Below are 16,833 nucleotides of genomic sequence, written 5' to 3'. Positions count from 1 at the left end.
AAGCTCCCTAGAGAGCTTCTTTTATTTTATCCTTAATGAAGTTGTTTTTTAGCAAGTTCGATTAATCGCTTAGTCATTTCTCCACCAACAGAACCATTTTGCCTAGCCGTTGCATCTGCACCTAATTGTACTCCAAGTTCTTGAGCAATTTCTTCTTTCATTTTATTGAGGATATTTTCAGATTCAATTACTACTAATTTATTTTCATTTTGGTTTAACATTGATGACCACTCCTTAGTTGTGTCAGAAGAATTTTGTGTGTTTCGTTCTTCTGTAAATCAATAATATCACCTTTCGAATTATTATACTAGTGAAAAAAATAACCATATAATCCATTCATTTATTTACCAATAAAAAGGCGTTTGACAAATACAATATATAATTATAAAATGAACATAATAACTATTAAAGGAGGAAAAAAATGAAGATACAAATAATAAAAATCAAGACAGGAAAACAATCTCCTACAATAGAAGAGATTGAAAACGATCTGGAATCAATGCAGAAAATTGTAGGTGGATATATTGAATGTGTGAATATCCCAGATACACAAATTGATCTCTGGATTAATGAAGAAGGAAAAATAAATGAAATGGAACAAAATATGTTGCTATTAAATAATGATAAACCATATGACATTATTTGTGGGGATGTATTTTTCGCAAGTCATGATAGTCATGGGAATACAACTGGATTGAATGAAGATCATATTGAAAAAATTCAACAGAGGCTACGAGTTGGATTAAGTAAAGAAACAGGAGAAACAATTTTAGCTTTAGTAATGGATTAGGGTGCTTTTGCACCCTTTGTTTTTAAAAATTAAGATTATTTTCTAAAAACCTTTACAAGTGTAACAAATAATGATAATATAGATATATGGAGGTGGTTTTAACTCACAGTTGCCGTTTTTGGCTAATCACAGCAAAATGGAATCATCTCTATTGAGGTACTTTTAAAGGGGTAAATAATTGAATAAAATACCGATTTTATACAGGAGGAACACAAATGGAGTTATACGTTGTTGACTTTAGTTATAAAAATAATGAAGGTGTAACATTTAATGACAGATGGTTCATTGCAGGAAAGAATCGTGAAGGTTTGGAAAATATTATGCATTTGAACTTTGAACAGTTTAAAACTATCGGTTATGAGCCAATAGAATATTCCTTTCGTCATCTTCATAAAACAGATAATGGCTACCCTATATCAATTAACACAAAGAAGGAGAATGTAAAATGTCACACCATAAAGAGATTTACAAAGAAGCAATGGATCGTAAGCCAACACAAAAACAAAAGATTCTAGAGGTTCTTCGACAAGCAGGAGAGAAAGGTGTACTGAATACAGAACTAGTACAAATCGCTATTGGTTATCGGTCACGCATTGCTGAAATGTATCAAGTTGGATATAGAATTGATGTAGAGAATATTGACAGAGGTGTTTGTCGATATACTCTTAAGCATGAACCAGATTTAGAACAGACAAACAAACCATCAGCTATTCAGCTTCTCATTACAGAAATTAATAAAAAACATTCTGGTAATGTTAATTCAAAAGAACTAATGTCTATTCTATCCAGTAATAATTTTAATGTAGTTCGTAAAAGTGGAAGTCATAAAAAAACATCCTAATAAATACAACAAATAATTACATAATAAACAGGAGGATTTATCGTTGTTAAAGCAGAAAGTCATTGATGCTTATGCAGATGGTAGTGAGCTATCGACTATCCTAGTCAGCTTCAACATAACACATAAGCAACTTACAGAAATACTACTTACATACAAAGAAGAAAGTAAATACAAAAGAACATTCACTGATGAATTTAAAACAGTAATAGCAGAGCGTGATTCTAATGGTATTCCACGAAGTCATATTGCAAATGAGCTACAACTTAATGTTGGTACAGTTAAGAAAGCTTGTGAAAAATTCGGATTAGCAGTAAAAGAAAAAGCTGTTTCTGATAATGAATTTACATTAATGTGTGGCAATTTCACTTTAGATAAATGTCCAACTTGCAATAGTAGAAAGAATAATATGGTTGATGAAAATGAAACTTACTGCATGGACTGTGGCAGTAGTCATATCTATGGTGATGATGGAAAACATGTACAAAAGATTAATTGGGATCATGTAGATTAAGGAGAGTTATTAATTGAATCAAGCAGATTTACAGTACAACCAAATTATATTTAACATTCTTCAACAAGGAATGTGGGATACAGATGAACAAGTAAGAACAGTTTGGAAAGATGGAACACCTGCACATACAAAATCAATCATCTCTCAAAAGTTTCGTTTTGATAATACAGAAGTTCCTATATTAACTACAAAACGTGTGGCATGGAAAACTGCAATCAAAGAACTATTGTGGATTTGGCAAATGAAATCCAACAGAGTCCAAGACCTACGTGATATGAGGGTTAATATTTGGAACGAATGGGAACAAGCAGATGGAACGATTGGCAAAGCATATGGATATCAGCTTGCTAAGAAAAATAGAGTACACCCACTTACCAATGAATACATAGATCAAGTTGATTACCTCTTATATGAATTGAAAAATAATCGTGCCTCTAGGAGACATATTACAACTTTATGGAATCCAGACGATCTTGAGGATATGTCCTTGACTCCATGTGTATATGAAACACAATGGTATGTTAAACAGGGCAAGTTATCTTTAGAAGTACGCTGTCGTAGTAATGATATGGCATTAGGAAATCCGTTCAATATCTTCCAATACAATGTCCTTCAAAGAATGATTGCACAAGTTTGTGGGTATGAACTTGGCGAGTATATATTCAATATTGGGGATGCCCATATATATGACAGACATATAGAACCATTGCAACAACAAATCTTCAACCCATCATTAGAAGCACCTTTGCTATGGATAAACCCAAATGTAAAGAATTTTTATGATTTTACAATTGATGATTTCGGTCTAGCAAATTATAAAAATTGTGGAAGTATTAAAATGGAGGTTGCAATTTAAAATGAGTATAGAACGCATTGTAGTTAATAAAGAAAATTTATGGCTAAATCACACTGAATTAAAGTGGCTATTTGAACACATTAAAGAATATCAAGATGACTTTGATGGTTCACCATATATGGAGAAACTGGTTAGTGTTTATAACGATTTAGACAGTGATCTTGACCATCTAAAGAATGAAATGCAAGAAGTGAAAAATGATTTAGAAAAATTACAAGAAGGAGAAATGTAATGTCAATTACTTTGATAGCCTGTACTGATATGAATAATGGAATCGGTACAGGAGAGAAATTACTATTTAATCTACCTAAAGACATGAAACATTTCAAAGCAGTAACTACAGGAAAAACAGTAGTTATGGGTAGAAAGACTTGGGAATCATTACCTGCAAAACCACTCCCTAAAAGAAAGAATTATGTCTTATCTATGGATGAAGATTTTGTAGCAGAAGGTGCTACTGTAATTGACTCTATAGAGGCAGTATTGGAATTAGCAAAAAATAAAGAAGTTTTTATCATTGGAGGTTCTGAAATCTACTTCCAGACCATTGATGATGCTGATAAATTGATGATCACTCATGTACATACATTCGGGAATCATGCCACAAGACACTTTCCAGATATTGATGTTAAACAATGGAAATTAGTCAGTGTAAAAGAGCATAAAGCAGATAAAGAACATGCACATAATTTTACATTCGCTACATATGAAAGAAAAGAATAGAGGATAAATAAATGACACACTCACCAGACAGAAAAATTATCATTGCACAACCAATCAACTCTCAAATTGCAGGATATGTAATTGATAGAATTACTGAAATCAATGATTACGATTATGAAATGGAATTAGCATATGAAAAAATGAAAGATGATTATGAGCCAGAACCAATTGAAATCTACATCAACTCTGGTGGAGGTAGCGCACCAGATGGATTTGCGATCATTGGTGCAATGGAAATGTCTGATACACCAATTATCACACATGGTCTTGGCATTGTAGCTTCTATGGCACTTGCAATCTTTTTAGCAGGTGATGTTAGAGTTTCTAGCAGACATACTCGATTTATGTATCATGAAGTCCTCTATAATGCAGAGGGGAGTCTAACTGAACATGCAGAAATCTTTCTTGAAATCAGCCAAATTCGTGACATGTATGATCAAATGTTTTCAAGTGCTGAAATTTTCACAAAAGAAGAAATGGCAAATATTTGCAGACAAAAACTAAATTACTTCTTCTCTGTTTACGAAGCTAAAAAAAGAGGTCTTGTACATGAGATCACAGAGAAAAAACAAAGAATTAAACTACCAGAAAAAGTTGAAGAAGTACCAACTGAGAAAGCATTAGAAGAAAATTAAAGTGGTATTAACATACCACTTTTTTCTTTACACATACAACAAATAATGGTATAATAATATTAACACCACAAGGAGGGTGACTTATTTGAGTTATTTAGCTACATTTAGCGGAAGAAAGTTTGATTATTTTGATATTAAAAAAGAAAGCATTCACATTGATGACATTTTCAGAGCATTACCAAGATTAAACAGGTTTGTTGGTCATTCAAGCAGAGCGTATAGTGTAGGAGAACATTCAATTAATTGTGTGTTTATGGCAGAAGCTTTAGGTTACTCACCTAGAGAACAATTCTTAGTGTTCATGCATGATTTTGTTGAAGTCTATATGTGTGACTGCCCTTCTCCACTAAAAAATCTATTGCCAGATTTCGTTAAAATTGAAGAACAGGTTGAAGCAGTAATTTATGAATATTTTAATATTGAACCACCTACACAAGAGGAAAAAGCTAAAATAAAGAAGGTTGACTGGACAATGTTGGTTATAGAAATGCGTGACTTAACTATGCATGAACATGAATCATTTATTAATGATAATACACATGTCGAAATTTTAGAGAAGTCAAAAATCACTCAACCTCAACAAATGGTTAGCGAAGAAGAAATAAGAGATCAATTATATGCTGTTCTTTATTATTTCGGAATACACTATGGTATTGGAAAACCTTATAATGGCTAGGAGTTTGAAGATTCGTGACCTCAACATTGGTACAATGAACGCTTCTAAATCTGCACACTTGATTATAAGTGCTTATCGGTTTGAGAATCGACAGGATAAAAAAGTGTTAGCTTTTAAACCAAAGAAAAACACAAGAGATGATGATAATTTTATTACCTCTAGAGCTTTAGGTGAAAAGTTACCTGCTATAACAATAAGTGAAGAAGATGTTGGTGTAATGGCAGAAAACGTTTGGAAGCACCGCCCAGATGTTTTAATGATAGATGAATTGCAGTTCTTTACGGTTGATCAAATTGATGAATTAGCCTTAATATCTTTAACATATGATGTTGATATTTATGCTTATGGATTAATGATCTCATATAACTCAACTATGTTTGAAGCAACAAAGAGAGCAGTTGAGCGTGGTTTTAGAATTGTGAATATAGAAATGCAGTGTGATTATTGTCGTGATGATGCTACTCATCATATCCTCTACATAGATGGTCAAATGATATTAGACGATAGTGGAATTAAAGTTGAAGATAATAAGAATGCAGATCAAGTATACAAATCAGTCTGTTACGCATGTTATCAAAAATCTTTAGATAAGAACAACAAATAATTACATATTAAGGAGATGGAAGAAGTGCAGGAATTTTTCATTGGGGATTTTGTCAAACTTAAAAATTCTAATGAAGTTGCGTATTTTATTGTGGTTGACTATGCTGATTTTTCTTATAACCAAAATGGTGTAACAGTTTCTAGTTTTGACTATGACATTATGCAAGTATTTCCAACTGTTAGAACACCTCAATCAGAAGCAGTAATGGAATCAGAATTGGAAATTGCAATTGGTCTTGAAACAAAAGAATACGATTATATTTTAAAATTCATTACAAAAGAAAGATATAGAAATAACTGGCTTGAAGAAGCTAATTTCTTTACGGAAATTAAGAAGAACTCTCAAGCCATTGCAGAGTATGAAGAAAAATTAAAACGTGGTGAAAACCCTAAGAAACCAACTAAACCACAAGACGTTATTTATTACAATAAATTAGAAACTATTGATGAGTGTTTAGATACATTAAATGATCTATCCCGACTACATAAATTGTTTGGTGATGAAGCATATTTAACGCTTCGAGAAGTTGTTAAAGAGAGAATAGAGAAGCTATCTTAAAGGGGTAAAGAATTGATGAGGTATGAAAATTGGCATAAACACTCTAAGTATTCCAATATCATGACTCCTGATTCAGTAATTTCAATCGAAGATATAGCCAAAAGAGCAGTAGAGTTGGGACATAAAACCCTCTCTACTGTTGAACATGGTTATGCAGGTAATGTTTTTGAATACTATGATATTGCTGAAAAATACGGTTTAAAATTGATATTCGGAGTAGAATTTTACTATGTACATAATCGCTTTGAGAAAGATAGGACAAATGCACACCTACTGATTATGGCTAAAACAAACAGTGGTAAGAAACAGTTGACAAAATTAATCTCAGAAGCTAACTTAACTGGATTTTACCATAAACCAAGGATTGATAGGTCATTATTGTTTTCTCTAAATCCAGAAGATGTTGTTGTTACTTCTACATGTATTGCTAGTCCATACAACCTTTACAATGATGAATGTTTTATTACAGATTGTCTGGACTATTTTGGAGATAATTTCTATCTGGAACTTCATGACAATACTCACATCAAACAAGTTGAATATAATAAGATGTTATTAAACATGCATAATAAGCACAATATTCCTTTCATCTTTGCAACTGATACTCATTATATTCATGAAGAAGATGCTAAGTGGCGTGATCTTCTACTGAAAGGTAAGAACATTTTTTATCCAGAAGAAGATGGGTTTATAATGGATTACCCTACTACTGATAAGGTCTTTGCAAGATTTGAAAAACAAGGTGTGTTTTCACGAAAACAAGTAGAAGATGCTTTAAGAAATACTTGGGTAGCAGATGATTTCGAAACTATAAAAATGAACAAAGATATTAAAATGCCCTCTCTATACCCAGATTTAAACCATGAAGAAAAGATTAGTAAACTCAAAGGCATCATTAACAAAGAATGGAAAAAAGATAGGGTAAATATTCCAAAAGAGAAACATTCAGACTATCTAGAAGCAATAAAGTTTGAAATGGATATAATTGATAAGACTCATACAGAAGACTACTTTTTACTTAATTACCCAATCATTAAAGATGCAATTAAGAATGGTGGAGTATTAACCAAAACTGGTCGTGGGTCAGCACCATCTTATTACTTGAATAAGTTACTTGGGTTTACAGAAGTTGATCGTTTAGATGCACCAATCACTCTCTACCCTACTCGATTTATGTCTGTATCTCGTATTCTAGAAACCAAATCACTTCCAGATATCGACTTCAACACCAGTAATCCAGAACCATTTGTACAAGCAACAAAAAAATATCTTGGAGATGACAACTGTTACTGGATGACAGCTTATGGGACTATGCAGGAATCAGAGGCATTCCGAAATCTTTGCAGGGCTTATAATATCCCAGAAGCAGAGTTTAATGAAGTTGGAAAAGATTTAGATGCATATAAAAAGCACCCAAAATGGAAAGATATTATTGAAGAGTCAAAGGTATTCATAGGTGTTATTGATTCTGTATCCCCACATCCATGTGCAAATCTTCTTTTATCTGAATCTATTTCAGAAGAAATTGGAGTCATTCGAGTTGGAAGTGAAGATAACGGCAAGAAAAAAATTACTTATTGTGCATTAATTGATTCTGATACCTCTGATGCATGGAAATACTTGAAGAATGATTATCTAACTGTGACAGTATGGAAAATTATTGCAGAGGGCTTCAATGCAGTTGGATTACCTATACCAGATGTACGTGAACTATCTAAACTTGTTGAGAATGACGAAAAAGTTTGGGAACTGTATGAAAAAGGTTTAACTGCTACTCTTAACCAAACAGGAACAGACAGTGGAAAACCACAGGTAATGCAATATAAGCCTAAGAGTATTCGTGAACTATCTGGTTGGGTTTCAGCTATCAGACCTGCTTTCTCTTCTATGAAAGCTTATTTTTTAAACAGAAGACCTTTCTCTTATGAAATTCCAGAGTTTGATGCCATTCTAAAAGAAAGTGACAACTTTATTTTGTATCAAGAAAACATAATGGCTACCTTAGTTTATGCAGGATTCCCAGAAGATGAAACCTATGGTCTTTTAAAAGCTATAGCTAAAAAGAAAGAAGGTATCATTGAACCTATCCATGATCGTTTCATTAAGGGTTTTGTGGAAAAAACAGGTAGTGAAGAAAATGCCTTAAAAGTTTGGAAGATTATTGAAGATGCGGTTGGGTATGGATTTAATTCGTCACATGCTTATTCTGTTGCTTTAGATAGTATATATGGTGCTTATTTAAAGGCTAATCATCCACTAGCTTACTATTCTGTTGTCTTGAATATTTACCAAAGTAACAAAGCGCAAACAGCTAATATCATGAAGGAACTAGATTATTTTGGAATTACAGTAGAACAGATTGAATATGGTAAATCTAGAGGAATTTATTCAGCAGATATTGATGCTAATAAAATTTATAAAGGTATTGCTTCAATTAAAAATATGAATGAACATGTTGCAGAAGAATTATATAGGCTTAACCAAACAGAGACATTCGAGAACTTTCTTGATCTCATTATAGCTGTCATTGAAAGAACTTCAAAGATTAACAAAACTCATATGGAGACTCTAATAAAGTTAGATTTCTTTAAAAAATTCGGACAAAAAGAAAAACTGTTAAAAATCTATACAGCAGTTCGAGAAGGTAAAGGAATCAAGTATGAGAAAAAACAAGTAGAAAAAACTAAAGCTAAAAGACTCCCACTACTTAGAGAATATTATGATGAAGTCATGAGTACACCTAATGAAAAAGTTGATCTCTTTGAACAGATTGCTTTTGAGAAAGATGCTTTGGGATATGCCATTACAAAGTTTGAGAATGTTAATCCTAACTATTGCCTTGTAGTTGATGTTAATAAGAAATATAAGCCAAAAGTTTTCTTATACCAGATCGCAACTGGAAAAGAATTTATGCTTAAGGTGGAGAAGAAGAAATTCTATACAGAAGATGATGACCTGCTTTATGTTGGTGACGTAATCGAAATCATTGATGTAAAAGAGAAATATGGTTGGAAGAATGAAAATGGTAAATGGATTGAAAACCAAGACGTTCTTGAACCCCACTTAGAGAAATGTAAATACATTCGATTAAGCAACAAGAGAGATTGACAAACACAACAAATAATGGTATAATAATAACTAGGTAGTGAATGCTACCTAGTTATTTTGTATATTATAAGGAGTTGCAAGACGTTGAATCACAACGATAGAGAGAGAAATGGGTTAGAAAATCAGACAATAGGTGTATGCCCTTGTTGTGTGAAAAACGTATATGAGAATCAATTATTTGTTGAGGATCAAAACATATATCACTTCTACTGCTACAATATGATGAAAGCAGAAGAGGAAAATGAATAAGACTTTTTTGTGGGGATTAGATATAAGTCTGAAATGTACCGGCATAACTATATACTGTATAGAAGAAAAAGAAATTGTATACATAGGAAGTTTTAATACAAAAAAAATTTATGCCACAAAGCAATACAAAGGCTTAGAAAAAAATGCAATTAAATTAAAGAAAATAGCAGATTGGGCTAAACCATTATTGCTTGAGTATCCACCAGAAGAAATAGCAATAGAAAGAATGTTTTCAAGATTTCCTGCTGAAACACAAGCCATTGCAAAGGCAACTGGTGTATTACAATGCTTACTTTGGACTAAACCACAATATCTATATCCACCTAAATCAGTTAAATTGGCTATTGTTCATGGAGATGCAACAAAAGAAGATTTAGCTAATTGTATTTTAACAAGTAATGAGTATAGTCATCTACAGTTTGATAATGAGGATGAAAGTGATAGTTGTGCTGTATTAATCACGCACTTAATTGAAAAAGAATTAATTGTATGGAATAAACCTGTTTGGGCTGATATAAAAAAACTAAGAAAACCAAAAGAACAGAAAAAATCCAAAAAGAAATAACATAAAGGATGTGCAATTATGAAATGGCTTAAAGATAATTTTAACAAAGTCAATGAGGAACATGAGAAGAAAAAAGAATACTTTAAAGAATATACTAAACAGATTGATATTGCATTCAATGGAACATACAGATTAGATTTTGAATTTTATCGTTTAGGTGTATTTGTAAAAGGAGAAGTCATACTCAAGATTGACGATACGGAGTATAAGTTTAATACTTATAATTATTCCATTATAGATCGTTATGATAATCATATACACGTATTAAATTCATTAAAACATAAAGGAGAAAAGTGGGTTATGGATCAAGTTCAAAAAAACATTGTTGAAGATGTTAGGGAAAAAATAAAACAAGAGAAACTAAAAGAAATAGAGAAAGCCCTTAATTTTGGTAATGAAGTTGAAGTCAATTGGACATTTTCTGCCCCAAAAGGTGATTTAGTAGACATAGAAGAAACCCCTTAATAAAGGGGTTTCTTTATTTGGATAAAACTGTTATTTTATTCAACAGTTTCCTCTTGTGTATCATTAACTGCTACTAATTCATTGTAATTTGTAGGCTCTGGTCTAGGATTATAAATGTAATAGCCTCTGGACTCTTTCTCAATCATCTCATCGTCTTTGACAGTTCTAGAGAATATATTGCCTCTAAAATTCTTTAAACCAACATCCTCTTTATCATATTCAGATTTCTCCATGACAATATCAAAAACCATCCCTGCATTCATGGCTTCACCCTCATTTTCTCTAAATGTTTCAGAGATTAATTCTCTTAGCTTTTTAGAATCCACCTGCACTTTCTTTTTCTTTTTCTTAGGAGATGGAGTTGGCTTATCTTTGTTATCTTGATATCTTTGTTCAGCAATTTCATGTTTAGGTATCTTTGGCTCTTGTGTATTTGTCTGTCCCTGCTTTACTTTTTCAGCAGTCTCTTCAATTCTATTAATTAAGTTATTTGCTTCTCTCTGGATGTTTTGAATTGAATTAACTCTTTCATAATCAGTATAAGCATCCACATAGCCCTTCACACTTAAATCTTCAATGCCACGCTGTTCTAATTCATTTAATTGATCTAGACGAGTCTTTAATCCATAATAAATGCTTGTTAATTCTCTTCTTTCTTTTGTAACGTCTTTCATCATTTCAAATAAGAAGCCCTTTTCTTCACTAATATTCATAAATATCCCCTCTCCCTAGAGTAGTATTTAACTGGTGTCAATAACTATTGTAAGATAATTGGCAAAAAAAAGAAAGCCCTATATTTTGATATATAGGGCTAAATCATTATTAGATTTCTTTTTTTATTACTTTATTCATTTCAGATACAGTAGCTTCAATTAATAGATCAATGTCTTTTTCATCAATCTTAATTTTCTTTTGTTCAAGCATTTTGATTAGTTCCAACTTAGCAACATTCAATTTCTCTTGACCATGTAGATGAGAATATGTCTGCTCTACAAAATGAACTACCGTTTTAACGACTTCTTTATTGTTTTCCAATTTTACCAAAAGACCTTTATGGTTTAGATAAGAAACAACTTTCTGAGTAATGAATCCTGCACAAGCTGTTAGGATTACAATAACAAAATTAATAATCTCTGCATGTAACGCTTCCATTTAAATTACCTCTTTCATTTAATATTTAATTTTTCATTGTTTATTTCGTTAGGGTTTTCTCCCTTTTGTTTCAATACCAACAGATATTTCTTTATAAATGTAGGTAGTGGAACATTCATCTGGGCTAGGTTTTCAATTATTGATAGACCTTCCATTGCTATGTAGAAAAATAATGTACCAGTTTTTGCAACTGGTACACCTGCAAACAATACAATATCTAGCATGTTGGCTAGTATGATTACTACACCAATCATAGCTTTTCTCGTCATGCCTTGTGACATTTTTCTACTTCTCAACTTCTTATTGTAGAAACCTTTTGAGATTCCTGTAATTATATCTAATGAAGTCATAACAACTAGGACAGCTAATAATGGAGTCCATGCACCAAAGATAAAAGAGAAAGATATTCCTAACAAACCACATAGGGTTTGTATTTTCACCATGTTCATAATTCACACCTTTAAGTTTATCCTCCTTTTACTCAGTACATAGGATTAACTTAATTACAGCTTATCCATGTATTTGTCTACTTCTGCAACTGTTTCAAAACGATCTTTTCCAGAAAGGACAGTAAACTTATCTGCTTTCAAATCGTCCTGCTTACCACCAACAACAACTAATTCTTTTGCTACTTGGACTTTTTCAGCAACATATCTTGAAACTGTAACTGTTTTCAATTTCTTAGCTAAAGTTTCTGCAATAGCTACATCTGCCAACGAATTATAAACAACTGCTTTTTCTAACATGTCATCTTCTTCTTTCTCTTGTGGTTTTTTAGGTTCAACTTTAGGTTCTGGTTTGTATGCAGGATTTTCTTGGTATTCAACATATGCTTCTCCTGCTGAAACCCAATGATCTGCACCAATGTTGTACAAGCCGTTCTTTTTATCATAAACTTTAAATGTATCGCCTCTATCAACTGTGGCAAGAACTTTTGATTCGAAACTTGCGTTGTCACGAACATTTAAATCATCTTCTAAAACAGTAATCATTCCCATAACATTTGAAGGAAACACTCTTGGTTTAGCTTTTTCTTTAGATGCACTTGAAAGTCTGTTTTTAAAATTAGAGAATCCACTGTAACTGTCTACCCAAGGTTTAGGGCAAATCTTATGAGTAATATCATAGTGACGTACAATATCTTCTTTAGGGTCTAATTTATATTTCTTACAAAGCTCTAAAGCAACTTCTTCTGCATGTTTAACTGTAGTTGGATGGAATGTGCCATCTTTTTCTATACACATTTCAATACCGATTGATAAGAAGTTTGCATTAGGTAGTAATGCTGAAACTCCACGATAAGGTTGACCACCAACATACTGTTGAACATCGTTTGCATGATAAGCAACTTCATTCAAAGGAATAATCAATAGTTTTCTGTACTTATCAACAAAGAAGTGTGCAGAAGCATATGTACCTCTTAAATTGTTAAAATACTCATAGTGTCCATTGGCTGTTGCACCCGGATTTGCCGTATAGTGCATGACGATTTTTCTGACTGCATTCAGCTTCATTTGTGGTCTAGAATACTTGTTTGGCTGAATATACTTAACTTCCCATACTGCCATTTTTTTCTTTCCCTTTCTTATTTAAAACTTCCTGCTAGGCTAGAATCTCACCTAGCAGGTTATATAATTATTTATTGCATTTATTCTGATTCAATATCTGTTTCTTCATTTGGTGTAACAGTAGCTTCGCTTGTTTCATTTTCCATCTCTGTTTCTGCTATCATAGCTTTCAACTGAGATTCCAACTGTTTAATATAAGATTTCAATGTGATAATCTCATTTGCTTGACTACCAATTGTTTCTGAATACTCTTGCATTAGATAATTCATATCTAGTTTAATTTTATTTTCTTCCATTTTCCCTTTTCCCCTTTTTGATTACCAAGTGATTGATAAAATCTCATCATCAGTGGTAGCATTTTCAACATTAGACTTGAGAGTATTGTATTTCTCCAATGTTGAATGAGCATGTTGAAACCCTTCAAGAAACACTGTAGTAAACTCTTCCTTGGAAAGAGGAAGATAACCTGCATCTTCCGTTTTCCAATTGATAGAAGTCAAATTTTGATTTATCATCATTACGACCATTGTTGCTAACATTCTAAATTGATCTCCACCCTCTGTACGATAAATGTGACCATTAGAACTTTCAAATCCATTCATTACAGTTTCATCAGACATTTCAGTTAGCCAATTAATTTTTAGTTTTTTATGATAATCTAATAAATAATCAGATGTAACTTCAATGAATGATTTACTTTCCTTATTTGCAATTACAGAAACTAGATCATTCATATCTTTAGTTGAGAATGACTTTATACCATGTTCCAACAATTTCATTTCAATGGTTGTTAATCCTATCTGCATTAATAATTCCTCCTTATTTCCTTGCAATTTTATGATTAAGATGCTCTATCTGATAAGATAATTCCTGTACTGCTTTCCATAGGAATGTACACATAGCATAAAGATTGATACCATCATAATCATCTTCCCCACCACTTAAAACAATTTCCCAAGGGGCTTCATCTGTCATGATTCCAAGATATTTTTTACTCAAATCTTTTTCAAGATTATACATGTAAACAGGTGCATTTCTAATTCTTTCAATAAAATAGTCTTCAACTAATTCGATATTGCTTTTCAATCTTCTATCAGATGCATCTGATATAATTGCTCTCAAGGTATCATATGTGCTATCATCTGGTTTCCTAATCTGAACTCCACTACCTACCCATTTAATCCTTGCCCTATCTGGCGCACCTTGGAGAGTCATATGTCCATCTCCTGTTGTACTTTGGAATATGAAATCACCTGCACCATTTGTGGTTAATCTAATGTCACCCAATGAGTTATTGATTGCAAAGTCAGTAGTATTTGGTGAACCATAGCCATACCATCCACTTCTTGAACCATTCTCACCTCTGACATAGAACTCATTGAATCCATGTGCAGAGCCAATATTGACGTATCTAAAACCTTTATAATAGTTAGCTTTGATGTTTGAATCTCCACCACTTGTTAAAGGGTCACTTTTTGGACTACCATCAGAAACAAAGTACCAAGTATTTGAAGAATCATCGTGCCAAATGTGGTCAACATTACTTCCTGTTGTGGTAGTACCAGATACTAACATTCCAGAACCAAATAATAAGTTATTTACATTTCCGTCACCTAATACTGTTAAGTTACCATTAACTGTTACAGGCTTATAAAAATAGAATTGAGGTCTATCCGTTTGAAAGTGTGCATAGGATGAGTTTTTAGGTGCAATTTCAACATAACCATTTGAGTTTGAAACTTTTAATGATCCATCTGAGTTTGTTGCTAGAGTAGTGTTATTCAGCATCATAGAACCTTCTATTTCAAAAGAATTACTATTTATCGGAAACTTATTAACACCAATTGAATTTTTAACTGTATCCATAAAGTAAAGTGGCTTACCTACTGTTACTACTTTTTGAAGAGTGACAGTGTTAAACTTATCAATAACTCTAAATTCTATATCGTAAGCTTTTAAATTATCTAAAGTCCTTGTTAGGTCGGTTGTGTTGTATGTATTTCCACTAGTAGTCCTTGTAAATGAAACATAAGAACTCCAAGTACCACTTGACCTCTCTTTGTATCTGTAATGAGTATTTGTTATAGAATTTTTGTTTACACCATTGATATTCAGTAAAGAAAAAGAACCACTTAATGAAAATGTAGTAGTAGGTTCGAAATTATTCAATCTAGTTGCAGATGCAACTATTTTTGGTGGAGAATAAGGAATAATGTTTACATACTGCATAGCAGTAGTAGTTAATCCACGTGAATCTATTACTTTAACCGATAGTATTAAATTTGAAGAAGCACTAATTGCTCCAAAATCAATATTCCCTGTGGCTGTAGCAAATCTTGAATCACCATTGATAGTTATTACATACATCATTATCGAAGCAGAATTTTTTGCAGTAGCTAATGAATTTAAGGTAAAACGAAAATTTGATAAATTCTGTACGATATATTGATTGTTTCCTGTAATTGCAGTTATAGTGGAATTAGAGTCTGAATAACTAAATTGACTACTTGTAAAAGTAGGTTCACTATTGGTTACATTTGCTACCATATAGTAATCCCTATATGACCTTACTTGTTCGTTATTGTAGTAAGTGTATATCCTCAAAGTGCCAACCATAGATGTAGAATTTGGTGTTTTGGAATACAAAGATGATGCTATACTTGAAGTATTATAGCTCCAATTTGTTACCGAAGATTTAGTAAATAAAGTGTATGTAGTACCACTAAATATTAATTGAACAGTATGTGTAAAGTCATCATTTTCTTTATTGATGATACCTGCAAGTGAATCTCCAATATTAAACTCAACGCTTTGTGTTGTTGTACTGCTATTTGCTGAGGATACACTTCCTGTCTTTGAGGTGTATCCTAAATAATCTGATCCATTGTATGTGAGTACATCTAATTTTGCACTTACACTAGATGATGTGTTTAATTGATTAAATATCTCTGTTGTTTCTGCTGTGTCAAAGCCAATACTATAACTTAAATTTACGTCATCTACTCTTTTAATAAAAACATCATTTACATATACTTTTATTGAATGTCTAAACGAAGAAGATGCTCTTGATATATTAACATCTAGTCTTTCTCCTGCTACCCAACTCACACTACTTGCAATGGTGCTGTTTCTTGGAATATCATTCAATTTAGCTGTACCACTTACACTAACTCTGCCGTAATATGTACCATTTAAAGTAAGTTCAACATCAAAGTATGCACTTAAACTTACAGATTTTGAACCATCACTATCATGTGTAACTGTCTTAGAGTAAGTTTTAATTAATTTAGTTTGGTTTGAATTTAAAGAGGCTAAACCAGAACCACTAAAGCTTGATGAAGAGCCATCAATAGTAACTGATCCATCTTTAGTAGCACTAGAATGAACAGAACCATAGCCGTCTTCTGCTATCCAGTACAATTTTGCTGTTATTGTACTTTGATTATTGGAAATGGATTGAGTTGCCGACCAGTTTAATCTCAATCCCCAATGACTATTTACATTAGTATAAAAACTTCCACTTAAAGCCATG

At 32.3% G+C, this 16,833-nt stretch carries 23 protein-coding genes; 15 read left to right on the top strand and 8 right to left on the bottom strand.

The window, feature by feature from the left end; genetic code table 11:
- Nucleotides 1–32 precede the first annotated feature (32 nt).
- A complete protein-coding gene (locus tag Q7A53_RS06345) occupies nucleotides 33–221 on the bottom strand; it encodes a small, acid-soluble spore protein, alpha/beta type (protein WP_411788291.1) in 189 nt (62 codons plus the stop codon).
- A gap of 200 nt (nucleotides 222–421) precedes the next feature.
- On the opposite strand from Q7A53_RS06345, the gene Q7A53_RS06340 reads away from it, so the two are divergent.
- From Q7A53_RS06340 to Q7A53_RS06270, 15 genes are all read left to right on the top strand, one after another.
- Nucleotides 422–790, top strand: coding sequence for a DUF3846 domain-containing protein (locus Q7A53_RS06340; RefSeq protein WP_411788290.1), 369 nt, complete (start codon nucleotides 422–424; stop codon nucleotides 788–790).
- A 215-nt stretch (nucleotides 791–1,005) separates the two neighbouring features.
- A complete protein-coding gene (locus Q7A53_RS06335) occupies nucleotides 1,006–1,305 on the top strand; it encodes a hypothetical protein (RefSeq protein ID WP_411788289.1) in 300 nt (99 codons plus the stop codon).
- Nucleotides 1,236–1,631, top strand: a complete 396-nt coding sequence (locus tag Q7A53_RS06330; RefSeq protein WP_411788288.1) for a hypothetical protein — start codon at nucleotides 1,236–1,238, stop codon at nucleotides 1,629–1,631. The genes Q7A53_RS06335 and Q7A53_RS06330 overlap by 70 nt, the downstream gene beginning before the upstream one ends.
- Nucleotides 1,632–1,674: 43 nt before the next feature.
- Entirely contained in the window at nucleotides 1,675–2,142 is a 468-nt protein-coding gene (locus Q7A53_RS06325; protein WP_411788287.1) for a hypothetical protein, read from the top strand.
- A 13-nt stretch (nucleotides 2,143–2,155) separates the two neighbouring features.
- Nucleotides 2,156–2,998 (top strand): thymidylate synthase, encoded by an 843-nt coding sequence (thyA, locus tag Q7A53_RS06320; RefSeq protein ID WP_411788286.1) that lies wholly within the window; start codon nucleotides 2,156–2,158, stop codon nucleotides 2,996–2,998.
- A gap of 1 nt (nucleotide 2,999) precedes the next feature.
- On the top strand, nucleotides 3,000–3,230 hold the full coding sequence (locus Q7A53_RS06315) for a hypothetical protein (RefSeq protein ID WP_411788285.1): 231 nt from the start codon (nucleotides 3,000–3,002) through the stop codon (nucleotides 3,228–3,230).
- Complete coding sequence (locus Q7A53_RS06310; RefSeq protein WP_411788284.1) at nucleotides 3,230–3,721, top strand: dihydrofolate reductase; 492 nt, start codon at nucleotides 3,230–3,232, stop codon at nucleotides 3,719–3,721. The genes Q7A53_RS06315 and Q7A53_RS06310 overlap by 1 nt, the downstream gene beginning before the upstream one ends.
- Nucleotides 3,722–3,732: 11 nt before the next feature.
- The gene (locus Q7A53_RS06305; protein WP_411788283.1) at nucleotides 3,733–4,356 is read left to right on the top strand and encodes an ATP-dependent Clp protease proteolytic subunit; all 624 of its coding nucleotides are present in this window, start codon (nucleotides 3,733–3,735) and stop codon (nucleotides 4,354–4,356) included.
- A gap of 85 nt (nucleotides 4,357–4,441) precedes the next feature.
- A complete protein-coding gene (locus Q7A53_RS06300; RefSeq protein ID WP_411788282.1) occupies nucleotides 4,442–5,032 on the top strand; it encodes a hypothetical protein in 591 nt (196 codons plus the stop codon).
- 4 nt (nucleotides 5,033–5,036) lie between these two features.
- Nucleotides 5,037–5,636 (top strand): hypothetical protein, encoded by a 600-nt coding sequence (locus Q7A53_RS06295; RefSeq protein ID WP_411788281.1) that lies wholly within the window; start codon nucleotides 5,037–5,039, stop codon nucleotides 5,634–5,636.
- 24 nt (nucleotides 5,637–5,660) lie between these two features.
- A complete protein-coding gene (locus Q7A53_RS06290; RefSeq protein ID WP_411788280.1) occupies nucleotides 5,661–6,194 on the top strand; it encodes a hypothetical protein in 534 nt (177 codons plus the stop codon).
- Between the two features lie 15 nt (nucleotides 6,195–6,209).
- A complete protein-coding gene (locus tag Q7A53_RS06285) occupies nucleotides 6,210–9,302 on the top strand; it encodes a PHP domain-containing protein (RefSeq protein WP_411788342.1) in 3,093 nt (1,030 codons plus the stop codon).
- A gap of 84 nt (nucleotides 9,303–9,386) precedes the next feature.
- Complete coding sequence (locus Q7A53_RS06280) at nucleotides 9,387–9,551, top strand: hypothetical protein (protein WP_411788279.1); 165 nt, start codon at nucleotides 9,387–9,389, stop codon at nucleotides 9,549–9,551.
- A complete protein-coding gene (locus tag Q7A53_RS06275; RefSeq protein ID WP_411788278.1) occupies nucleotides 9,544–10,116 on the top strand; it encodes a crossover junction endodeoxyribonuclease RuvC in 573 nt (190 codons plus the stop codon). The genes Q7A53_RS06280 and Q7A53_RS06275 overlap by 8 nt, the downstream gene beginning before the upstream one ends.
- An 18-nt stretch (nucleotides 10,117–10,134) precedes the next feature.
- Nucleotides 10,135–10,581 (top strand): hypothetical protein, encoded by a 447-nt coding sequence (locus Q7A53_RS06270; protein WP_411788277.1) that lies wholly within the window; start codon nucleotides 10,135–10,137, stop codon nucleotides 10,579–10,581.
- A 35-nt stretch (nucleotides 10,582–10,616) separates the two neighbouring features.
- On the opposite strand, the gene Q7A53_RS06265 is transcribed toward Q7A53_RS06270, so the two are convergent.
- From Q7A53_RS06265 to Q7A53_RS06235, 7 genes are all read right to left on the bottom strand, one after another.
- A complete protein-coding gene (locus Q7A53_RS06265; RefSeq protein WP_411788276.1) occupies nucleotides 10,617–11,294 on the bottom strand; it encodes a hypothetical protein in 678 nt (225 codons plus the stop codon).
- Nucleotides 11,295–11,403: 109 nt separating this feature from the next.
- Nucleotides 11,404–11,733, bottom strand: a complete 330-nt coding sequence (locus Q7A53_RS06260) for a phage holin (protein WP_411788275.1) — start codon at nucleotides 11,731–11,733, stop codon at nucleotides 11,404–11,406.
- Nucleotides 11,734–11,747: 14 nt separating this feature from the next.
- Entirely contained in the window at nucleotides 11,748–12,182 is a 435-nt protein-coding gene (locus Q7A53_RS06255; RefSeq protein ID WP_411788274.1) for a phage holin family protein, read from the bottom strand.
- A 54-nt stretch (nucleotides 12,183–12,236) separates the two neighbouring features.
- The gene (locus Q7A53_RS06250; RefSeq protein WP_411788273.1) at nucleotides 12,237–13,301 is read right to left on the bottom strand and encodes an N-acetylmuramoyl-L-alanine amidase; all 1,065 of its coding nucleotides are present in this window, start codon (nucleotides 13,299–13,301) and stop codon (nucleotides 12,237–12,239) included.
- Between the two features lie 80 nt (nucleotides 13,302–13,381).
- Nucleotides 13,382–13,597 (bottom strand): hypothetical protein, encoded by a 216-nt coding sequence (locus Q7A53_RS06245; protein ID WP_411788272.1) that lies wholly within the window; start codon nucleotides 13,595–13,597, stop codon nucleotides 13,382–13,384.
- A 21-nt stretch (nucleotides 13,598–13,618) separates the two neighbouring features.
- Nucleotides 13,619–14,107, bottom strand: a complete 489-nt coding sequence (locus tag Q7A53_RS06240; protein ID WP_411788271.1) for a DUF4376 domain-containing protein — start codon at nucleotides 14,105–14,107, stop codon at nucleotides 13,619–13,621.
- A 13-nt stretch (nucleotides 14,108–14,120) separates the two neighbouring features.
- On the bottom strand, nucleotides 14,121–16,832 hold the full coding sequence (locus tag Q7A53_RS06235) for a DUF859 family phage minor structural protein (RefSeq protein WP_411788270.1): 2,712 nt from the start codon (nucleotides 16,830–16,832) through the stop codon (nucleotides 14,121–14,123).
- Nucleotide 16,833 lies beyond the last annotated feature (1 nt).

Source organism: Halobacillus rhizosphaerae (assembly GCF_046719735.1).
In the GTDB taxonomy this organism is placed as follows: Bacteria; Bacillota; Bacilli; order Bacillales; family Halobacillaceae; genus Halobacillus_B; species Halobacillus_B rhizosphaerae.
The sequence above is the reverse complement of the archived record's forward strand: the minus strand, read 5'-3'. Positions and strand labels throughout refer to the sequence as shown.